Raw genomic sequence first — 16,776 nt, 5'->3', positions numbered from 1 at the left:
GTGGACACATATCGCTCGGGGACCGGTCGAGGCTGCGGGTGTTCACGAACATCGCCGTGTGGACCTGGCCGGCCAGTCGCGGTACCACTCGGTGGCCGCGTGCGGTGGCAGAAGCCAGCATCGTGCGCGCTCTCATGACGCAGCGGAGGTCTCGGCCGATTTCGACCCCGAAGCGTACCTGCGCATGTGCCGCGTTGCGTAGAGGCCCGAAATCGGGTCGTAGAAAAGGCATTTGCGGACGATGTTCCAGACTCGACCGATGCTGGCCTTCTCGACGCGAACCATATCCGGATACTGCTGCCGTAGCGCCACCTGCGCCTTCGGCAGGTTGTAGTAGGGCACCGACGGAGCGACATGGTGGGCGGTGTGCAGCGAGATGTAATGCGTACAGAACAACAACCACCGCGGGTAGATGAAGTCGGTGGTGACCAGCAGCCTGCTGGCATTGCGCGTCCAATACTCTTCTGGCAGATAGGGAATGTCCTCGGAGCTGTGTTGCATCAACGTGGTGATCGAGAACCAGGCATGGATCGCAAACCACGGCGCTACGAAATACAACAGCAGACCCTGCCACCCGGTGAAGTACGTCAGCGCGCCCAGGTACCCGCCGCCCACGACCGCGACGAACCAGATAGACCGGCGCACATCGCGCTGCATCTCTCGTTTGGGATAGTACGAAGGGCGGAAACCGGACTTGAGCCAGTAGTTGACGGTGCCGGCCCAGATCGCCCATGTGCGCGTGCTGAAGTAGACGAACCGGTACCGACGTGGCATCCGTCGGTAGATGTCCTCGGAGACCGGACGCCAGTCGGGATCCAGCTCCACGTTGTTGGTGTGGGCGTGATGGAAGTTGTGCTCGTGCCGCCACGCGTGGAACGGGTACATCAGCGGCAGCAGTGCGAAATGACCGATCGCGAAATTCAATTGACGATTACGGGAGAAGGCGCCGTGACCGCAATCGTGTCCGATGACGTGCATACCCCAGCCGCCCAGCCCCGCGAGCAGGACCAACGGGACTATCAGGTACCAGTTGTCAACGTAGGCGATGCCGGCCAACGCACCGGCATACAGTGCCAGACTCACAGCCAAGCCTGCCAGACCGCGAATCACTGTGGGCTGCATGAACTCCCGCGGGATAGCCGCGACCAGTTTCTGCCCCTGGATAGCATTGCTCTTCTCGATGAACTCGACGAACCTCGGGTCGGGGTCGGTCGGAATCTCGGACCGGGACTGCTGTTGAGTCATGGCTGGCTCTTTCGGAGACGCTCAACCGGGAAGGCTGAGTTCGCGGGTGAGGTAGGCGGTGAGGTCGTCGATCGTGCCGTGATCGAACAGGATCCCCGGGGAGAGTCGTCGTTCGACCACCTTCTCCAACGCGCCGGATACCTGGACTGCCGTCCGTGAGTCGAGTCCGTAGGCGTCGAACGGTTTGGCGGTATCCACCTCCGCTTCGGGGCACTTCACCCGACGGGCCAGATCAGCGACCAGCCACGAACGCAGCGACTGCTGAGTCAGCGGCCCATCGATCGCGGGTGTTTTCGTTCTCCTGAACATCGTCACCTTTCTCCGGGGTTGGACACGACGGGGGTAGTGATGCGGTTGCGGCGCAGTCGGTTGTCAATCGCGGTGCGACTGGGCATGTGCAGGTCCCACACAATGTGCAACTTGGCCAATATCGCGATCACCCAGCCGCTGAGATCTGGCTCCCACCAACGCATTCCGTGTCGGTACGCACCAGGGAAGGCATGGTGATTATTCTGCAGGCCCTCGCCGAAGGTGAAGAAGGCCACCGGCCAGTTGTTGGCGCTGTCATCCCGGTTCGCAAACGGCCGCGAACCGAGCATATGGCTGACCGAACCGACACACCATGCCGCTTGGTTGGCAACGAAGACCCGGGCCAGGCCACCGAAGATGAAGCCGGAGAACGCCGCAGCCGCGCTGCCACCGACGGCCCACCCGATGACAGCGGGCGCCAGGAGTCCGGCCAACCCCCAGATCGGGTAGGTCCGGTTGTAGCTGTACAGTCGCCGGTCGCGCAGCACGTCGGGAGCGAATACCGTCGATCTGGATTCCTGGTCGCTGAACATCCACGGAATGTGGGCGTACCACAGTCCTTTCAGCTTGCCGCCGAAACTTTCACCGCTCAGATTCGGCGAGTGGGGATCGCCCCGCTCGTCGGCGTAACGGTGATGACGGCGGTGCGTGCTGACCCAGAAGAGCAACGGACCCTCGAGGGCCATCGAGCCGGTAATCATCAGGACACCCTCGAAGAACCGGGACGTCTTGAACGATTTGTGGGCGACGTAGCGGTGGAAGCCAATCGTGATGCCGAACATCTGTATCGCGTAGAACACGCCGAACAGAACGAGGTCAACCGCGGTGGCCCGTCCCGCCGCGATCAGGTAGACCCCAACGGCGAAGCCGAGGCCCGGAAGGCCGATGGTGACCAGCGCGACCACCCGTTTGGCCCGTGCGCTGGCAGGGTTCAGTTGCAGGATGGCCTTCGCGAGCGATTCGTGCTCGCGGGGCGAAGGCGGTGAGGACGACAAAGGCACTGCCGCAGCGTCGGTTTCGGCTGTCATGGCGCCTCTCCTGCATGGTCGGACTGCGAATTGACGTACCGCACGTGGTGCGCGAGACCCAGCCAGTCGAGGAGCCGGATGAAGTCTCCAGCCAGATCGAACTGCCACCAGTGCCGTCGGGTCTGGGCAAGTGCGGGCCGGGCGTGGTGGTTGTTGTGCCAGGACCCGCCCATCGTGGGGGGTGCCAGGGCGCCGATATTGCGGCTGCCGTCCCGTACCGGGAATGCGCGGGCACCGATCGTGTGGCCCAACGAGTTCACTGCCCAGGTGGCCTGATCCAGGGCGAAGATCCGCGCGAAGCCGCCCCAGAGAATCCCGCCGACTACTCCGTGCACCGATTGTGTGACCAGCCCACCGACGGCACCGGGGGCCACGATGCCCAGCACCACCAGGGTGAAGTACCAGGCGTTGATCTTCATCACCGTGCGATCGGCGAGCCAGTCCCGGGTATGCCTGCTCCAGTCGATCTTCTTGACGTTGAACAGCCAACCGACGTGGCTGTGCCACAACCCTTTTGCGTGTCCACACCACCCAGGCCCTTGCGGCTGAGGCGAATGCGGATCACGCTCGGTGTCGGCGAAAGCGTGATGCAGCCGATGATTGGCGACCCAGAACACGATCGGCCCCTGCGCTGCCATCGACCCGGCGATCGCGAGCAACACCCTGACCGGTTCGGGCGCCTCGAAGGACCGATGGGTGAAGTAGCGGTGCAGTCCTGCCTCGACGCCGAGCGCAGTGATCAGGTACATCACACCGAATAATGCGAAGTCGCACACTGTCACCCCGAAGTAAATCGCGTACACGACCGCGCCGATCGTTCCCAACGTCGGTAGGCCGACGGTCAGATAGGCCAGTCGGGAGGCAAGAACGTCGCGGTCGTGAATCGCAGGGGCAGCCAAGAATTCGGCGCTCATGCCGGCGCCCGCAATATGGCGTCCGCCAGGAAGAGCCGCTTGGCCTCTTGCCGACGGACCTTCCCACTGGTGGTGGTGGGGATCGTTCTTCTTGGGCAGATGTGCACGTCAGGCCCCACACCGAATTCCGAAGTCACACTGGAGCGGACGGCGTCCGCGAGCTTCGTGTGGCAATCGGTCGAGATCTGCGTGGAGGCCGACTCGGCGACGACGATCAGACGTTCGGTTCCGTCGCCGGGTACCGAGAACGCCACCGCCCGCCGTAACGACGGGTCGGCGCGCACCACACTGGCCTCGACGTCCTGCGGATAGATGTTGCGGCCGCTGACGATGATCAGGTCCTTGATTCGTCCCGTGACGAATAGTTCGTCGTCGCGCATGAAACCGAGGTCACCGGTGCGAAGGTAAGTACGGTTTTCACCATCGAGGCGTGCGTGAAATACATTGCTTGTCAACGTATCCCGTTTGAAATAGCCGGCGGCGACACTGCGGCCGCGGACCCAGATCTCGCCGATCTCGCCGGGTGGAACCAGGCAATTCGAGTCGGGGTGGACGATCCGCACGACGTGTTCGGAATCGACTTCGCCGCAGCTGACCACGGTGCCATCAGCACCATCAACAGTGTTGTAGCGGAGTCCCTTTCGTTTTCCGGCGACGAAAAGCGTCGCCTCAGCCATCCCATAGCAGGGAATCAGCGCCGTGATGTCGAACCCGAGCGGTGCCGCGCACTCTTCGAAGCGCGCGAGGGTATCCGCGCTGATGGGTTCGGCTCCGCAGTAGAACTCCTTGACGGTCGAGAGATCCAGGTCTTCGGTATGGTCGTCGAGTCCCGCGACGGAGGCGTCGAGTGAGAAGTTCGGGCCGACGGTGATCGACACGCGGTATGCGGTGATCGCCTCCAGCCAGCGGCGGGGTTGCTGCACGAAGTGCATCGGCGACATCAGCACCAGGGGCCACCCGTGGTGGAGCGACAGGATGATCGTGCCCATCAACCCCATGTCGTGGTAGGGCGGCAACCATGAGAGCCCGACTCGATTCGGGTCTGGCCCCATACTGCGAAACAGGACTTCGCAATTGCTCATGAGGTTGTCGTGGGTTATACAGACGCCCTTCGGCGATCCCGTCGACCCGGACGTGTACTGGATCAGGGCGAGGTCATCCGGCGAGCATGCCGCGGGCGCCACGGCATCGACACGGGTATCCAGTTCGTCGGCGTAGCAGATCAGCGGATCGATGTCGGCACACGCCAACCTGCAGCGCAGTGCTTCGATTTGGGCGTCGTACATCGCGTCGATGACGATGGCGTGCGGGGCGCAGTCGAGCACGATCGCGTGGAAGCGGTCCAGTTCCTTGGAACGCAACGGCGGAAAGCAGGGTACTGGGACGGCGCCGAGCATCATGATGCCGAACAGTGCGGCGATGTAGTCCAGGCTCGGGTTCACCGCCAACACGACGCGTGATCCGCCGCGCACACCAAGACACGAAAGCCACCCCGCGAATGCCCCCGCGCGGGTCGCGGTGTCGGCGTAGGTCCATCGTGATTCGGACGCCGACGTGCCATCGGCGAGGAAGATGTACGCGGGGTCTTGGGACGAAGACCTGGCGGACAACACGTCGACGATAGTGGGAGGGGTTTCTACCACGAGTTTTGTCCCTCGATGACTTGTTCAGCAACCACCGCTCTGCGAAGCTTGGCAACCGGCCTGCCACGTCCGGCTAGCTACGCAGGGCCACAGTGTAGCCAGCGGCCGTGATGCGTGCACAGTTTCTTGCCAGGAAACCTTGCGGTTCTTGCCAGCAAGCGCCGAGCGCTTACACCTGCAGGAACGTCACCGAGCGCTTCTTACTGGCAACTGCCGGGTGGTGCCGGGACCGGGGCGGTGGGTTGCGGAACAAGGCCGCCGAAGATCCCTGGTGCGGGAGGGGGTACAACGCATTGCACCACCACGTAGTTCGCCATCGGTGACGTGGAGTGCCAGTAGGAGCCGTCCGCATAGGGCACGCCGTCGCAAGAGGCCTGGGGAGGCGGCGTCGCGCCACCCGGGCAAAAGTTGGCGCCCAAGTCGGGTTTGTGCGGATCGGGGTCAGCGTGGCCTGCCGGCGCGGCCAGCATCGCAGCAGCAATCAGCGCACCGGTCATCACGTACTTCATGAGCGGCATCCTCCTGCCTGCGGCAGGAATTCGGCGTGCTTTGAACGATGTAACCGCAGGGTGTGTTGAAGATCTCTGCGGCGCATCCTGTCCGTGCGACTATGCGCACGTGACCTCCCCGCTGGTCGTCCGCGACTTGGTGGGTTGTTCGCGGCCGACGAGCATTCTCGATATCGGCGCCAACCATCCTTCGTTTCGCTTTATCGGGATCAGCCGACGTTCGGCGAGGTGGATGGCAAGTTGCGGTCGCAGGGGTTCGTGCCGCACTCGATGCCCGAGTTGAAGCAGTGGCCCGATCGCGCCGACCGTCTTCAGCGCCGACGTTCGCAACCCGGGCGATCAACTGCTCGAGGCCGACATCCTTTACGTTCGTGATATCGCCCACCCGGAACGGCTTACCAGCGAACAGCTTTCGCATCTGGCGATGATCGCGTTCCACATCTACGGATCAGTCGACCTCGCCGTCTTCTGCGTCGTCGAGCTGCGTGAGCGCGGGCACGCACCGGCCGACGCCGTCGAACAGTTGAATGCCGTGGTTCTATTCAATTCGGGACATTGCGGCACCTTTTAGGCGCCATCTTGTGCGCTGATCAACAGCTTCTGGAATCGGCGAGGATTAATTAGCTCCGTCCTCTAGCCTGGATTCATGCCGTTGTTTTCGGGGATGTCGGTATCGCAGTGGCGGCGCGAAGTACTGCGAACCAACTTTTGGATGGTGCCGAGTTTGGAGGTGCTCGCATCGATCACCCTATTCTGGGCCACCTTGGAGGTGGATCGCGCCGTCTACCGCGGCAGTCTCACGCTTCCGGGATGGGTGGAGGCGGGCAGCGCGGACACGGCACGCGAGATTCTCCTCGCGGTCGCCGCTGCGATCATGACGGTCATCGGGATCAACTTCTCGGTCACGATCGTCACTTTGACACTGGCATCGACCCAGTTCGGACCACGGATGCTGCGCAACTTCATCCGCGATCGCGGTACTCAGCTCACGCTGGGCACGTTTGTGGCGACAGCCGTGTACTGCGTGTTGGTGCTGGTGTCGGTCGGCCCCGCAGAGCATGGCGTGTTTGTGCCGCACCTATCGGTCGACGTCGTATTCTTATTGGTGCTAGTCGATCTGGCCATGCTCATCTACTTCCTCCACCACATCGCCATCCAGATCCAGCTTCCCTTCGTGATCGCCAGTATCGCCGGTGATTTGACGCGCTACCTCGGGGTGCGAAAGCCCGACATCCGGCTGTCCACCGCAAACGAGCCGGATGACACCGAAGAAATCGCAGCGCTGATCGACACCATCAAGTCGTCAGGCTCGATGGTCTCTACTCCGAAAGGCGGCTACCTCCAGGCCATCCGCTACGACATGTTGATTCGCGCCGCCTCCGCCGCCGATGCGGTGGTGTATGTGCCCTATCGTGCGGGGAATTTCTTGGTAGAGAACAGCGAACTCGCCGCCGTGTGGCCGCCTGAGGCTGCTGACCGCATCACCCGCTGCCTCAAACGCGCACAGGTCACCGGGCCGGTCCGCACCCTGGCCCAAGATCCCGCCTTCGGCATCGACCAACTCGTCGAGATCGCCATTCGGGCACTCTCTCCGGCGGTCAACGACACATACACTGCGCTGACGTGCGTGGACTGGATCGGCAACACCCTGTGCAAGCTTGCACGGGTGTGGACACCGGCAGGGGCGTACCGCGACCGCGCCGGCGCCATCCGGGTTATCTGCGATCAGGTCACGTACGAAAATTTGGTGCAACGGTCCTTTGACAAGATCCGCCAAGCCAGCAGCGGCATGCCCGCCTTGCTGATCCGCCAACTCGAAGCACTCAAAGCGGTCATGGAGCAGACCACCAACCTCGACCAAGCCCGCGTATTGATGGACGAAGCCGAGATGATTCAGCGCGCCAACCTCGAGTCGGTGCATGAAAAGTTCGACCGCTCCGCTGTGGAGCGCCGCTTCAGCGCCGTAGCCAGCGTGTACGCCCGGTTGAGCGGCTCTCCAGGAGCGGACGCTGCTGTGGAAGCTCTCGACGGTGCGAGCAGCGCGCCGGTCGAATAGCGATCGCAAACCGTTGCGGACACCGTGATGCGGTGCGCGCCTCGTCAGTTCACCGCACCCCGGGTGACTTGCGGTCCGGGCGCGGCGCGATGCCGCGACAGCAACCGCGCTGCTTGGCCGGGCGCCCCGAGTTGGAGCATCGCCGCCAACGCCGTTTCGAGGATCACCTCTTGTTGCACGCGACTGCCACCGATCGAGGTAAGCCCGCCAAGCGATTCCAGGAGATAGTCGAGCGCGGCGCGCGGCTCACCCGCCGTCAGCGCGATAAGGCCTTCTCCGATGAGACGCAAAGTCATTGCCTGCGCGTCGGTGGCACCCGCAACGTCGATCGCGCGGATCGCGGCCGGATCGTTCGCTGCGGCCAGCACAAGTAGCGCATGAAACGCGATGAACGGCGTTTGCGGTGAAAAGGCAAGCGAACCAACCTCATTGATCACCCGCATCGGGTCGGGCGGCGTGACCCAGTCCGGGTGCAGTCGCGCCCGCCAGGCCAGCGAGCCGGCGTCAACGAGGCAACGCACACCCTTCGAGTGGGGCGGCGCGAGAGACGCGTTGTACCGGCGCGCAGCGGCAGCCGCGTCACCCATCGCCAGCTCGTGCAGCGCGGCATGCCACTGAAAGTGCGGCAGGTAACGCTGCGTGCTGCCGTCGCCCGGGATCCAGTCCGTCAGCCATTTCAGCCCGGCTCCGTGCGCGTCGGTCTCGTAGTGCACGTGTGTCAGCGCATGCGCGGCGTTGCCGTTGCCCGGATCGAGTTCCAGTGCGGCGTCGGCCAAGTCGGCCGCGTCATACCAGAGACCCTGCTCGGTTCGGCCATAGGCGCGCAGCCCGAGATACCACGGCGCCTCGCCGTGCACGCCGGTGAAGCGCTCGACGTACTGCCAGGCGTCCGGCAACGCGTCGCCCGCCCCCGCGAACGCAATCGACGGCGCGAGCACCAGCAGCGCGACGGCGTCGTCCGGGATGCGGTCGAGATGGTCGATGAGTGCGTCAGTGCCCGCTGCGTTGCCCTTTTCACACCACGTCGCGATGGCCTCGACGTGGCTTCGGTCTTCGTCGCTGCCATGTGCCAGCGCCGCCCGCGCGCGAGTGAGGTGGCCAGTAACGGCGTTGGGGCCACCGGCCCGGTCGGGCCGTTCGGTAGCGATCATCGCCAACGCGACGTGTGCGCGCGCATGGTGTGGATCTTCCGCGACCGCAGCGGCGAAGGCGGTCGAGGCGCCGTCTTGGACGGCAAGCAGGCGACGCACCCCCTCGGCATACGACGCAGGCGCTCCGGCCAACTTCGGCGCAGCCGTGACGAGCCTGGGCGCGCCTATAGGTTGGTCGCGAGTGCCGTCGGAAAGCAGCTTCGCGATATCCGCGGCCTGCGTGCGAATTTCGGGAATCGCGGTGGTTTCCCACTCCTCGCCCTGACGGATCGAGCCGATGCAGACGATATTGGGGACCGTGTTTCCCGGCCCGTCGATGAGATATCCGTCCGCAGACAGCTGCACGCCGACGCCGCTCGGGTGTAGCGACGCGACATCTGCGGCCAACAGATTCGACCAGAGCGCGGAGCGCTGCAGTGACCGCCGGTCCCAGGCTGCGCCGGCAGCGACGACAACGGCATCACCGCGCCGGCGCACGGATCGGTCGCTGGTTGTCACTACCAGTTCGACGCCCTTTCGGCGCAGCGACACATCGGCGACCTCGCCTGCCTCGATGACGAGCTGACCACAGTCGATAGCCGCGTAGATCGCGTCGGCGGTCGTGGGCGGCATCCGGTGCCGAAGTACCTCCCACTGCCGCAGGTCTTCGCGCAGGAACCGGCGCTGGTCCTCCCATCCCAACGACTGCCACAGCCGGGCGGTGCGCGGCCGCACCGCGTCGATCACTTGTCGCCAGTTCGCACCGCCCTCGCGAGCGCGTGCGAGGTCCGCGGCGAGCGCGGTGCGCAATTCCTCAAGCGAAACCTCGGCAGCGAGCGCATCGAGGTGAGGCACCTCCGTCGGTGCACCGGTGACGCGGAATCGGCGCGGGAGTGCGCCGTGACGCGACAGCAGCGTGACCGCGGCACCTCGCGCGGTGAGATGCAGCGCGACATCAACGCCGGTGAGCCCCGACCCGATCACCAAGACGCTGGCAGGCCGGCGCGAGCCGAGAGCACCCAGCGCTCCGGGCGCCCATGGATCCAACACCACCCTGCCGTCGGTGCCTTCGGCCAGCACCGGGGCGAAGGCACGTTCCAGCGAGTCCGGCATGCCGTTCACGGGACGCCCAGACGCGAGCACCACGGCATCCGCCGATAACCCACGACCATCGTTGAGCGCCAACCGCACCGGAGCGCCCGGCGTCAACTCCACGACCTCGGCGGTCTCGAGTCGCACGTCGGCTGCCACGAGCTGGTCTTGTAGGTATCGGCCGTACGCGAGTCGCGGTGCGAAGCTTTCGGCCGGCGTGACAGCTCGCTGGTCAAGCCAGCAGCTGAAGTGATCGGGATCGTCCGGCCAGACCGACATGCGCGACGCGGGAACATTCAAAAGGTGCGTCGGGTCGTTAGTGCCGTAGGCCGCACCGGTGCCGGGACGCCCGGAGGCGTCGATCAACGTGATCTGTGCGTCCGGCGTGCTGCGGCGCAAATGCACCGCGGCGAGCACACCCGCAGCTCCCCCGCCGACAATCGCGATGCGCATCATGGCGGAAGGCTATCTCGCGGGGTTCCGGCCATGGCCGCGTTCACCCGAAAGCTATAAGCCGCCCAAGTCGTCGGGCACGTCGACGGCGTGTTCCCGCAGAGCTTCCAGCGGCACGACGTCGAGGGTTCGCTCGTGCGTGGCGGCCAGCACCACCGGGGCGGCGACACCATCGCGGTAGGCCAGCAGCCAGTTGCCGGCGGTGACGCACCAGCGGTCGCCGGGCACCAGGCCGGGAAACTGGAACTGCGGCCTCGGTGTTGAAAGGTCGTTGCCGATCGCGCGCTGGTGCTCGAGGAACTCGGCGCTCACCACGGCGCAAATCGTGTGCATGCCCAGATCCTCCGCGCCGGTTGAACAGCAGCCGTCGCGGTAGAAGCCGGTGAGCGGCTCGCTGCCGCACGGTTCCAGTGGGCCACCCAGGACGTTGCGCTCAGACATCGATCGCCCGCACTATCTCCGCAACGCGCCGGACCTGGTCGACGTCGGAACTTGTTGGGATGAGCTGGATCTCGTCGGTCCCGACGGCTTCGAACTCGCGTAGTACCCGGACCAGATCGTCCTCGCTGCCGGCGAAGCCTGTGGTCGGCGCCATCGCGTCGATGTATTCGGCCGGTATCCAAGTCATGTAGCGACGCAGATGCCGGTGCACCTGCTGCCGGGCGTCGTCGACTGAGCCGAGCGCAAACCAGAACGAGGTGGCCAGGTGCGGCTTGGCCTTGCCGGCGTTCGCCCAGGCATGGCGCGCGACATCGAACAGCTCGTTCTGCTTGGTGACGTCGAGGTCCAGCGTCGTCCCGGCCAGGCCGTCGGCCCACGGCGCGGCGCTGCGAAGCGTCTTGGGCCCGATGGTTCCGATCAGCAGCGGCGGCCCACCCGGCTGCACCGGGGCGGGCCCGACCGGCAGCACAGACTCGGTGATCTTCTCGCCGGCCCACACCCGCTTCATCACCGCGACCCGCTCGGCCATCCCGCGCATCGTTTGCGTCGCCGGATCCGCGCCGACCGCCTGATAGTCCTCGACCCGGCCGCCGACGCCGATACCGATGGTCAGCCGCCCGCCGCACAACATGTCGCCGGTCGCCAACGCCTTGGCCAGCATCACCGGGTCGTGCAACTGGGGCACGATCACCGTCGTCACCAGCCGCACCCGATCGGTCCAGGCCGCCAGCGCGCCCATCAACGTCAACGCCTCCGGGTTGTCGAAGGCCATCCGCTCGCCCCAGCACAGCGACGAGAACGGGCCGTCGTCGATCGCTTCCGCCCAATCCCGCAACACACCGGCATTCAAGTCCGGCTCCATCACCGGCATGGTCATCGCTACCCGCACGACCGCGATTCTCACATGCGGACCGTTCTATGCCCGCACCTTGCCGACGTGGCAGCATCACCGGGATGGTCATCACCGCCAACTCGATCGCCCATGTGCGGCTCACCGTCACCGATATCGAGCGGTCTCGACAGTTCTACGAGAGCGTGTTCGGGTGGCCCGTATTGCTCGAGGTCCCCGACAACGCCGACGAGGCGACCCGCAACCAGCTCGCGTTTCTGTTCGGTGGTGTCATCTACGACCTGGGTGGGGCGCTGATCGCATTGCGGCCCGTTGCCAGCGATCGCTTTCACGAGGACCGGGCGGGCCTGGACCACATTGCGTTCCGGGCGGCCGACAAGGCCGAATTAGAGTCCGCGGCAGCATATCTCGACGGCCTCGGCATCGACCACGAGCCGGTCAAAGACATCGGCCCCTCCTACATTCTGGAATTCCGCGATCCGGACAACATCGCCCTGGAGCTGACCGCGCCGAAGTAGACTGGCAGGCACCATGCCCATCGCGTTCAACCACACCATCGTCGCCGCCCGCGACAAGCGGGAGTCCGCGGAGTTTCTCAGCGAGCTGTTCGGGTTGCCCAGCCCGGTGCCGTTCGGCCCCTTCATGACCGTCGCGCTCGAGCACGGCGCGACCCTTGACTATGCCGACGTGTCCGATGGCGAGGAGATCCGATCGCAGCATTATGCGTTTCTGGTCTCCGAGGACGACTTCGACGCTATCTACGGCAAAATCCAATCGCGCGGGCTGCAACACTGGGCGGACCCAGGCCGCCAACGCCCCGGCGAGATCAACACCCGCGACGACGGGCGCGGGGTGTACTTCCCCGATCCGGCCGGGCACTCCATGGAGATCCTCACCCGGCCCTACGGCTCGGGCAGCTAACCGGCGCCGCGCTGACCGTGGCGGTGACTCTCCTGGTCGCGGTAATCATCGGCGAGCCGGCCGACGTGTTCGGGCAGGGCCCCGGCCGCGACATCAGCGAGGGTGGTCTGCTCCAGCACCGAGCGCATGCTGGCCCGTAACGCCCGCCAGACATCGGTCAGCGCCGCGGTCGGGCCGGAGTAGGGCAGATCACCCAACCCGATGTCGCGGACGCTGGCCAGCGGGCCGTCGATACAGCGCAACACGTCGGCGATGCTGATTTCGGTACCGGGACGGGCTAATTCGTAGCCGCCGTCGCGACCGCGGTGGCTGCGCACCAGCCGATCGTTGCGCAGCGTGGACAAGATGTCGACGAGAAACTGCGGCGGGATTCCCTGCGCATTCGCGAGATCGTCGGTCGTGACCCGCACGCCGTTATCGAGGGTGGCCAGCTCGACCATCGCCCGTACCGCGTACTCCGCTTTCGCCGACATCCGCATGGAATGCGATTCTCCCACCATTACCAGCTCAGCCGGTGACCGCCAGCACAGCGTCGGTGTATTCGGGACGGCACACCACCAGGTCGGGCAACAGCGGGTCGGCGCGGTTGTACTCCAGCGCCGACCCGTCGATGCGGGAGGTGTGCAGTCCGGCGGCGCGGGCCACCGCGACTGGTGCCGCCGAATCCCATTCGTACTGTCCGCCGGCGTGGACGTACACATCGGCCAACCCCTGGATGACGGCGGCGACCTTCGCGCCTGCCGAACCCATGGCGACCAGCGTGCCGTTCAAGTGATCCCGAACCTGTAGCGCGATCTCTGGTGGGCGGGTGCGCGAGACCACGATCCGGGGTTCGCCGGTGTAGACCGGTGGCGGTGCGGGCTCGGGCGTGGACAACGTCACGCCCTGCGCCGGAAGCGCAACCGCGCCGGCGACGAGGGAACCGGATTGCCATAGCGCGACGTGCACAGCCCAGTCCTGCCGACCGAGCTCGGAGAACTCGCGGGTGCCGTCCAACGGGTCGACGATCCACACCCGTTGCGCGCTCAACCGCACCGGGTTGTCGACACCCTCTTCGGACAGCACCGCGTCATCCGGGCGCTCGCGCGCCAGCGCATCCATCAGGTATTCGTGGGAACGCTTGTCGCCCGCGGCTTTTCGATCGGCTTCGGTTGCATCAGCGAGTTCCTCGCGCACCGCCAGCAACAGCTGTCCGGCTTCGGTGGCCAGCCGGGCGGCCACCTCATGATCCGTCAACTCCGGGCCTCGATCAGGTCGACGACTTGCTGGGCCAACTCGTCGCAGCTGCGGTCCGGGGTGAGTCGCAGGTCGGGACTCTTCGGCCGCTGATACGGGCTGTCGATACCGGTGAAGTGGGTGATCTCGCCCGCCCGCGCCTTGGCGTAGAGGCCCTTTGGGTCTCGTCGCTCGCAATCTTCGAGTGGGGTGTCGCAGAACACCTCGATGAAGTCGAGTCCGGCGTCAGCGTGCACGCCACGGGCCAGCTCGCGATGCTCGGCCAGTGGGCTGATCGCCGGCACCAGCACGGTGTGGCCAGAATCGGCGATCAGCGCCGCGACGTGTGCGAGTCGGCGCAGGTTCTCAGCCCGGTCGGCCATCGAGAAGCCCAGGTCGGCGTTCAGGCCGTGCCGCAGATTATCGCCGTCCAGAACATAAGCGGGAACACCCTTTTCGAGCAGTTTCTGCTCGACCAGCATGGCTACCGACGACTTGCCAGAGCCCGAGAGTCCGGTGAACCACAGGGTCCGGCCGCGGGTCATCCGGTCCTCGGCGGTCACCAGTGACGTGTGCACCACCGTGTTGGGGCTCGACGAGAGGGCCGAAACCTCCCGCAGCACCATCCCCGCGGCGACGGTTCCATTGGTGTTGGGGTCGATCAAAATGAAGGAGCCGGTGCTGGCGTTACGGGTGTACTCGTCGAGCAGCAGGGGCACCTGGGAGCGCAGCGAGATGCGGCCAAGCTCGTTCAGCTGCAACGCCGTTGCGTCCTTGTCTCGGCGCAGGGTGTTGACATCGAGCCGGTAGTCCAGCGCGGTGACCCTGACCCGGGTGGTCCGGGTGGTGTGCTTGATCAGGTAGTCGCGCCCGGATTCCAGCGCCGAGGCGTCGGCCATCCAGCACACCGTCGCATCGAATTCCTGAGCGACCCTCGGCGCATTGGCGGGCCGGGCGATCATGTCGCCGCGTGAGATGTCGATGTCGTCAGCAAGACTCACCGAGACGGCCATCGGCGGAAAGGCCTCTGCCACAGGCCCGGTCGGCCCCTCGATCGCGGTGATACGGCTGGGTTTGCCGGTGGGCAGCACGACGACTTCGTCGCCCGGGCGCATCACTCCGCTGGCGACCGTGCCCGCATAGCTGCGGTGGTCCTGATGATCGCGGGTCTGCGGGCGGATGACGTACTGCACCGGGAACCGGACGTCGACGAGGTTACGGTCGGCAGCGACGTAGACCTCTTCGAGGTGCGACAGCAGCGCCGGTCCGTCGTACCACGGGGTGCGGTCGGACTTGGTGACCACGTTGTCGCCGTGCAGCGCCGACATCGGGACGGTGAGCACGTCTTGGACGTCCAGGCGGGTGGCGAAGGCGTAGAACTCGTCGCGAATCGCCTCGAAAGCTTCTTTGTCCCAATCGATGAGGTCCATCTTGTTGACCGCCAGCACAATGTGCTCGATGCCCAACAGTGATGCCAGGAACGTGTGCCGGCGGGACTGCTCCAGCAGACCGTGGCGGGCGTCGACGAGCACGATGGCCAGCTGGGCAGTGGAAGCGCCGGTCACCATGTTGCGGGTGTACTGGATGTGGCCGGGAGTGTCGGCGATGATGAATTTCCGCTTGGGAGTAGCGAAATAGCGGTAGGCGACATCGATGGTGATGCCTTGCTCTCGCTCGGCGCGCAGCCCGTCGGTGACCAATGACAGGTCGGTGTATTCGTGGCCGCGGTCTTTGGAGGTGCGTTCCACCGAGGCCCACTGGTCGTCCATGACGGCTTTGGAGTCGTAGAGCAGTCGCCCGATCAACGTGGACTTGCCGTCGTCGACCGAGCCGGCCGTTGCGAGGCGTAGCAACGTGGTTGACGCACCCATCAGAAATACCCCTGCCTCTTGCGGTCTTCCATGCCGGCTTCGGAGATCCGGTCGTCGGCTCGGGTGGCACCCCGTTCGGTCAGCCGCGACACGGCCGTCTCGGCGACGACTTCCGCGACGGTGGCCGCGTTGGATTCCACGCAGCCGGTGCAGGTGACGTCGCCGACGGTGCGGAAGCGGACCGTGGCCTCGAACGCCTTCTCGTCGGCACGGGGCTGCAGGTGGCGGTCCACCGCGAGCAGCATCCCGTCGCGCTCGAAGACTTTGCGCCGATGGGCGTAGTAGATCGACGGCAGTTTGATCTTCTCGGCGCCGATGTAGGACCAGATGTCGAATTCGGTCCAGTTGGACAGCGGGAACACCCGGATGTGCTCGCCCTTGTGGTGCCGGCCGTTGTAGATGTTCCACAACTCGGGCCGTTGGGCCTTGGGGTCCCACTGGCCGAATTCATCGCGGAAGCTGAACACCCGCTCTTTGGCGCGTGCCTTCTCCTCGTCGCGGCGGGCGCCGCCGAATGCGGCGTCGAACTTGTTCTCCCGGATCGCGCGCAGCAGCGTCACGGTCTGAATCGGGTTGCGCGACGGAATGGTTTCGACAACCCGGCCCGCGTCGATGTCGTCTTGCACCTTGGCGATCACCAATCGGACGCCGGTGTCGGCTACCCACTCGTCGCGGGTGGTGATGACCTCGTCGAAGTTATGACCGGTGTCGACGTGCATCACCGGGAACGGCAGGCGGCCGGGCCGGAAGGCCTTCAGCGCCAGATGCAGCATCACGATCGAGTCCTTGCCACCGGAAAACAGCAGCACCGGACGCTCGAACTCGGCGGCCACCTCGCGGATGATGTGGATGGCCTCGGCCTCCAGCGAGCGCAGATGGCTCAATTCGTACTGCCCGGCCGCCGGGCCGGTCGTCGCCTCTTGGGTCGTCATCAGACCTCTCGATTCTGGGTAAAGCTGGTAGGTTTGGTCAGATTTATGAGTATTACCCAGCATAAAACCAGCCGGAGCCGGCGCTGTCAATGGATTCAGCTAAAAAGTCGGCCCGCGCAGTCTCGTCCACGCACCGAGCGTGTAGCCCTGGCGAATTCGCCCTGGGA

Annotated in this window: 16 protein-coding genes and 1 pseudogene; 4 read left to right on the top strand and 13 right to left on the bottom strand. The window is 65.2% G+C overall.

All coding sequences use genetic code 11. The annotated features are described in order from the left end of the window. Positions 1-132: 132 nt before the first annotated feature. The 6 genes from VGG53_RS01795 to VGG53_RS01770 form a co-directional block, all read right to left on the bottom strand. The gene (locus tag VGG53_RS01795; protein ID WP_331516263.1) at positions 133-1,245 is read right to left on the bottom strand and encodes a fatty acid desaturase; all 1,113 of its coding nucleotides are present in this window, start codon (positions 1,243-1,245) and stop codon (positions 133-135) included. Between the two features lie 21 nt (positions 1,246-1,266). After that, positions 1,267-1,554: an acyl carrier protein gene (locus VGG53_RS01790; protein WP_331516262.1), complete on the bottom strand. Its 288-nt coding sequence runs from the start codon at positions 1,552-1,554 to the stop codon at positions 1,267-1,269. A gap of 2 nt (positions 1,555-1,556) precedes the next feature. After that, the gene (locus tag VGG53_RS01785; RefSeq protein WP_331516261.1) at positions 1,557-2,582 is read right to left on the bottom strand and encodes an acyl-CoA desaturase; all 1,026 of its coding nucleotides are present in this window, start codon (positions 2,580-2,582) and stop codon (positions 1,557-1,559) included. After that, positions 2,579-3,496: an acyl-CoA desaturase gene (locus VGG53_RS01780; protein WP_331516260.1), complete on the bottom strand. Its 918-nt coding sequence runs from the start codon at positions 3,494-3,496 to the stop codon at positions 2,579-2,581. Before VGG53_RS01780 ends, VGG53_RS01785 begins: the two co-directional genes overlap by 4 nt. Next, positions 3,493-5,139, bottom strand: coding sequence for a fatty acyl-AMP ligase (locus tag VGG53_RS01775; RefSeq protein ID WP_331516259.1), 1,647 nt, complete (start codon positions 5,137-5,139; stop codon positions 3,493-3,495). The genes VGG53_RS01780 and VGG53_RS01775 overlap by 4 nt, the downstream gene beginning before the upstream one ends. 200 nt (positions 5,140-5,339) lie before the next feature. After that, positions 5,340-5,648, bottom strand: a complete 309-nt coding sequence (locus VGG53_RS01770) for a hypothetical protein (RefSeq protein WP_331516258.1) — start codon at positions 5,646-5,648, stop codon at positions 5,340-5,342. 424 nt (positions 5,649-6,072) lie between these two features. On the opposite strand from VGG53_RS01770, the gene VGG53_RS01765 reads away from it, so the two are divergent. Both VGG53_RS01765 and VGG53_RS01760 read left to right on the top strand, forming a co-directional pair. After that, positions 6,073-6,219 (top strand): hypothetical protein, encoded by a 147-nt coding sequence (locus VGG53_RS01765; RefSeq protein WP_331516257.1) that lies wholly within the window; start codon positions 6,073-6,075, stop codon positions 6,217-6,219. A gap of 75 nt (positions 6,220-6,294) precedes the next feature. Continuing rightward, positions 6,295-7,704, top strand: a complete 1,410-nt coding sequence (locus tag VGG53_RS01760; protein WP_331516255.1) for a DUF2254 domain-containing protein — start codon at positions 6,295-6,297, stop codon at positions 7,702-7,704. 44 nt (positions 7,705-7,748) lie between these two features. Here VGG53_RS01760 and VGG53_RS01755 read toward each other — a convergent pair whose 3' ends face one another. From VGG53_RS01755 to VGG53_RS01745, 3 genes are read right to left on the bottom strand one after another with little or no spacing between them, the layout of a single operon-like run. Further along, positions 7,749-10,382 (bottom strand): FAD/NAD(P)-binding protein, encoded by a 2,634-nt coding sequence (locus VGG53_RS01755; protein WP_331516254.1) that lies wholly within the window; start codon positions 10,380-10,382, stop codon positions 7,749-7,751. Positions 10,383-10,433: 51 nt separating this feature from the next. After that, a complete protein-coding gene (locus VGG53_RS01750) occupies positions 10,434-10,820 on the bottom strand; it encodes a DUF2237 domain-containing protein (protein WP_331516253.1) in 387 nt (128 codons plus the stop codon). Then, on the bottom strand, positions 10,813-11,697 hold the full coding sequence (locus VGG53_RS01745; RefSeq protein ID WP_331516293.1) for an LLM class flavin-dependent oxidoreductase: 885 nt from the start codon (positions 11,695-11,697) through the stop codon (positions 10,813-10,815). Before VGG53_RS01745 ends, VGG53_RS01750 begins: the two co-directional genes overlap by 8 nt. Before the next feature lie 77 nt (positions 11,698-11,774). Between VGG53_RS01745 and VGG53_RS01740 the strand changes: the two genes are divergently transcribed. After that, positions 11,775-12,188, top strand: a complete 414-nt coding sequence (locus VGG53_RS01740) for a VOC family protein (RefSeq protein WP_331516252.1) — start codon at positions 11,775-11,777, stop codon at positions 12,186-12,188. Positions 12,189-12,201: 13 nt separating this feature from the next. Further along, positions 12,202-12,591 (top strand): VOC family protein, encoded by a 390-nt coding sequence (locus VGG53_RS01735; RefSeq protein WP_331516251.1) that lies wholly within the window; start codon positions 12,202-12,204, stop codon positions 12,589-12,591. Here the strand turns inward: VGG53_RS01735 and VGG53_RS01730 are convergent. From VGG53_RS01730 to cysD, 4 genes and pseudogenes are all read right to left on the bottom strand, one after another. After that, positions 12,588-13,070 (bottom strand): Rrf2 family transcriptional regulator, encoded by a 483-nt coding sequence (locus VGG53_RS01730; RefSeq protein ID WP_331516292.1) that lies wholly within the window; start codon positions 13,068-13,070, stop codon positions 12,588-12,590. The genes VGG53_RS01735 and VGG53_RS01730 overlap by 4 nt on opposite strands. 28 nt (positions 13,071-13,098) lie before the next feature. Then, positions 13,099-13,827, bottom strand: coding sequence for a 3'(2'),5'-bisphosphate nucleotidase CysQ (locus VGG53_RS01725; RefSeq protein ID WP_331516250.1), 729 nt, complete (start codon positions 13,825-13,827; stop codon positions 13,099-13,101). Then, a complete protein-coding gene (cysC, locus tag VGG53_RS01720) occupies positions 13,824-15,677 on the bottom strand; it encodes an adenylyl-sulfate kinase (protein WP_331516249.1) in 1,854 nt (617 codons plus the stop codon). Before cysC ends, VGG53_RS01725 begins: the two co-directional genes overlap by 4 nt. Continuing rightward, positions 15,677-16,680: pseudogene (cysD, locus tag VGG53_RS01715) on the bottom strand (sulfate adenylyltransferase subunit CysD). The gene cysC and the pseudogene cysD overlap by 1 nt, the downstream one beginning before the upstream one ends. Between the last annotated feature and the right edge of the window lie 96 nt (positions 16,681-16,776).

The organism is Mycobacterium sp. (assembly GCF_036490025.1).
GTDB lineage: Bacteria > Actinomycetota > Actinomycetes > Mycobacteriales > Mycobacteriaceae > Mycobacterium.
The sequence above is the reverse complement of the archived record's forward strand: the minus strand, read 5'-3'. Positions and strand labels throughout refer to the sequence as shown.

What these genes read in the sequence shown, in the direction of transcription:
- VGG53_RS01795 (WP_331516263.1), bottom strand. Translation starts at nt 1,245, where the DNA reads ATGACTCAACAGCAGTCCCGGTCCGAGATTCCGACCGACCCCGACCCG.
- VGG53_RS01790 (WP_331516262.1), bottom strand. Translation starts at nt 1,554, where the DNA reads ATGTTCAGGAGAACGAAAACACCCGCGATCGATGGGCCGCTGACTCAG.
- VGG53_RS01785 (WP_331516261.1), bottom strand. Translation starts at nt 2,582, where the DNA reads ATGACAGCCGAAACCGACGCTGCGGCAGTGCCTTTGTCGTCCTCACCG.
- VGG53_RS01780 (WP_331516260.1), bottom strand. Translation starts at nt 3,496, where the DNA reads ATGAGCGCCGAATTCTTGGCTGCCCCTGCGATTCACGACCGCGACGTT.
- VGG53_RS01770 (WP_331516258.1), bottom strand. Translation starts at nt 5,648, where the DNA reads ATGAAGTACGTGATGACCGGTGCGCTGATTGCTGCTGCGATGCTGGCC.
- VGG53_RS01765 (WP_331516257.1), top strand. Translation starts at nt 6,073, where the DNA reads ATGATCGCGTTCCACATCTACGGATCAGTCGACCTCGCCGTCTTCTGC.
- VGG53_RS01760 (WP_331516255.1), top strand. Translation starts at nt 6,295, where the DNA reads ATGCCGTTGTTTTCGGGGATGTCGGTATCGCAGTGGCGGCGCGAAGTA.
- VGG53_RS01755 (WP_331516254.1), bottom strand. Translation starts at nt 10,382, where the DNA reads ATGATGCGCATCGCGATTGTCGGCGGGGGAGCTGCGGGTGTGCTCGCC.
- VGG53_RS01750 (WP_331516253.1), bottom strand. Translation starts at nt 10,820, where the DNA reads ATGTCTGAGCGCAACGTCCTGGGTGGCCCACTGGAACCGTGCGGCAGC.
- VGG53_RS01745 (WP_331516293.1), bottom strand. Translation starts at nt 11,697, where the DNA reads ATGACCATGCCGGTGATGGAGCCGGACTTGAATGCCGGTGTGTTGCGG.
- VGG53_RS01740 (WP_331516252.1), top strand. Translation starts at nt 11,775, where the DNA reads ATGGTCATCACCGCCAACTCGATCGCCCATGTGCGGCTCACCGTCACC.
- VGG53_RS01735 (WP_331516251.1), top strand. Translation starts at nt 12,202, where the DNA reads ATGCCCATCGCGTTCAACCACACCATCGTCGCCGCCCGCGACAAGCGG.
- VGG53_RS01730 (WP_331516292.1), bottom strand. Translation starts at nt 13,070, where the DNA reads ATGCGGATGTCGGCGAAAGCGGAGTACGCGGTACGGGCGATGGTCGAG.
- cysC (WP_331516249.1), bottom strand. Translation starts at nt 15,677, where the DNA reads ATGGGTGCGTCAACCACGTTGCTACGCCTCGCAACGGCCGGCTCGGTC.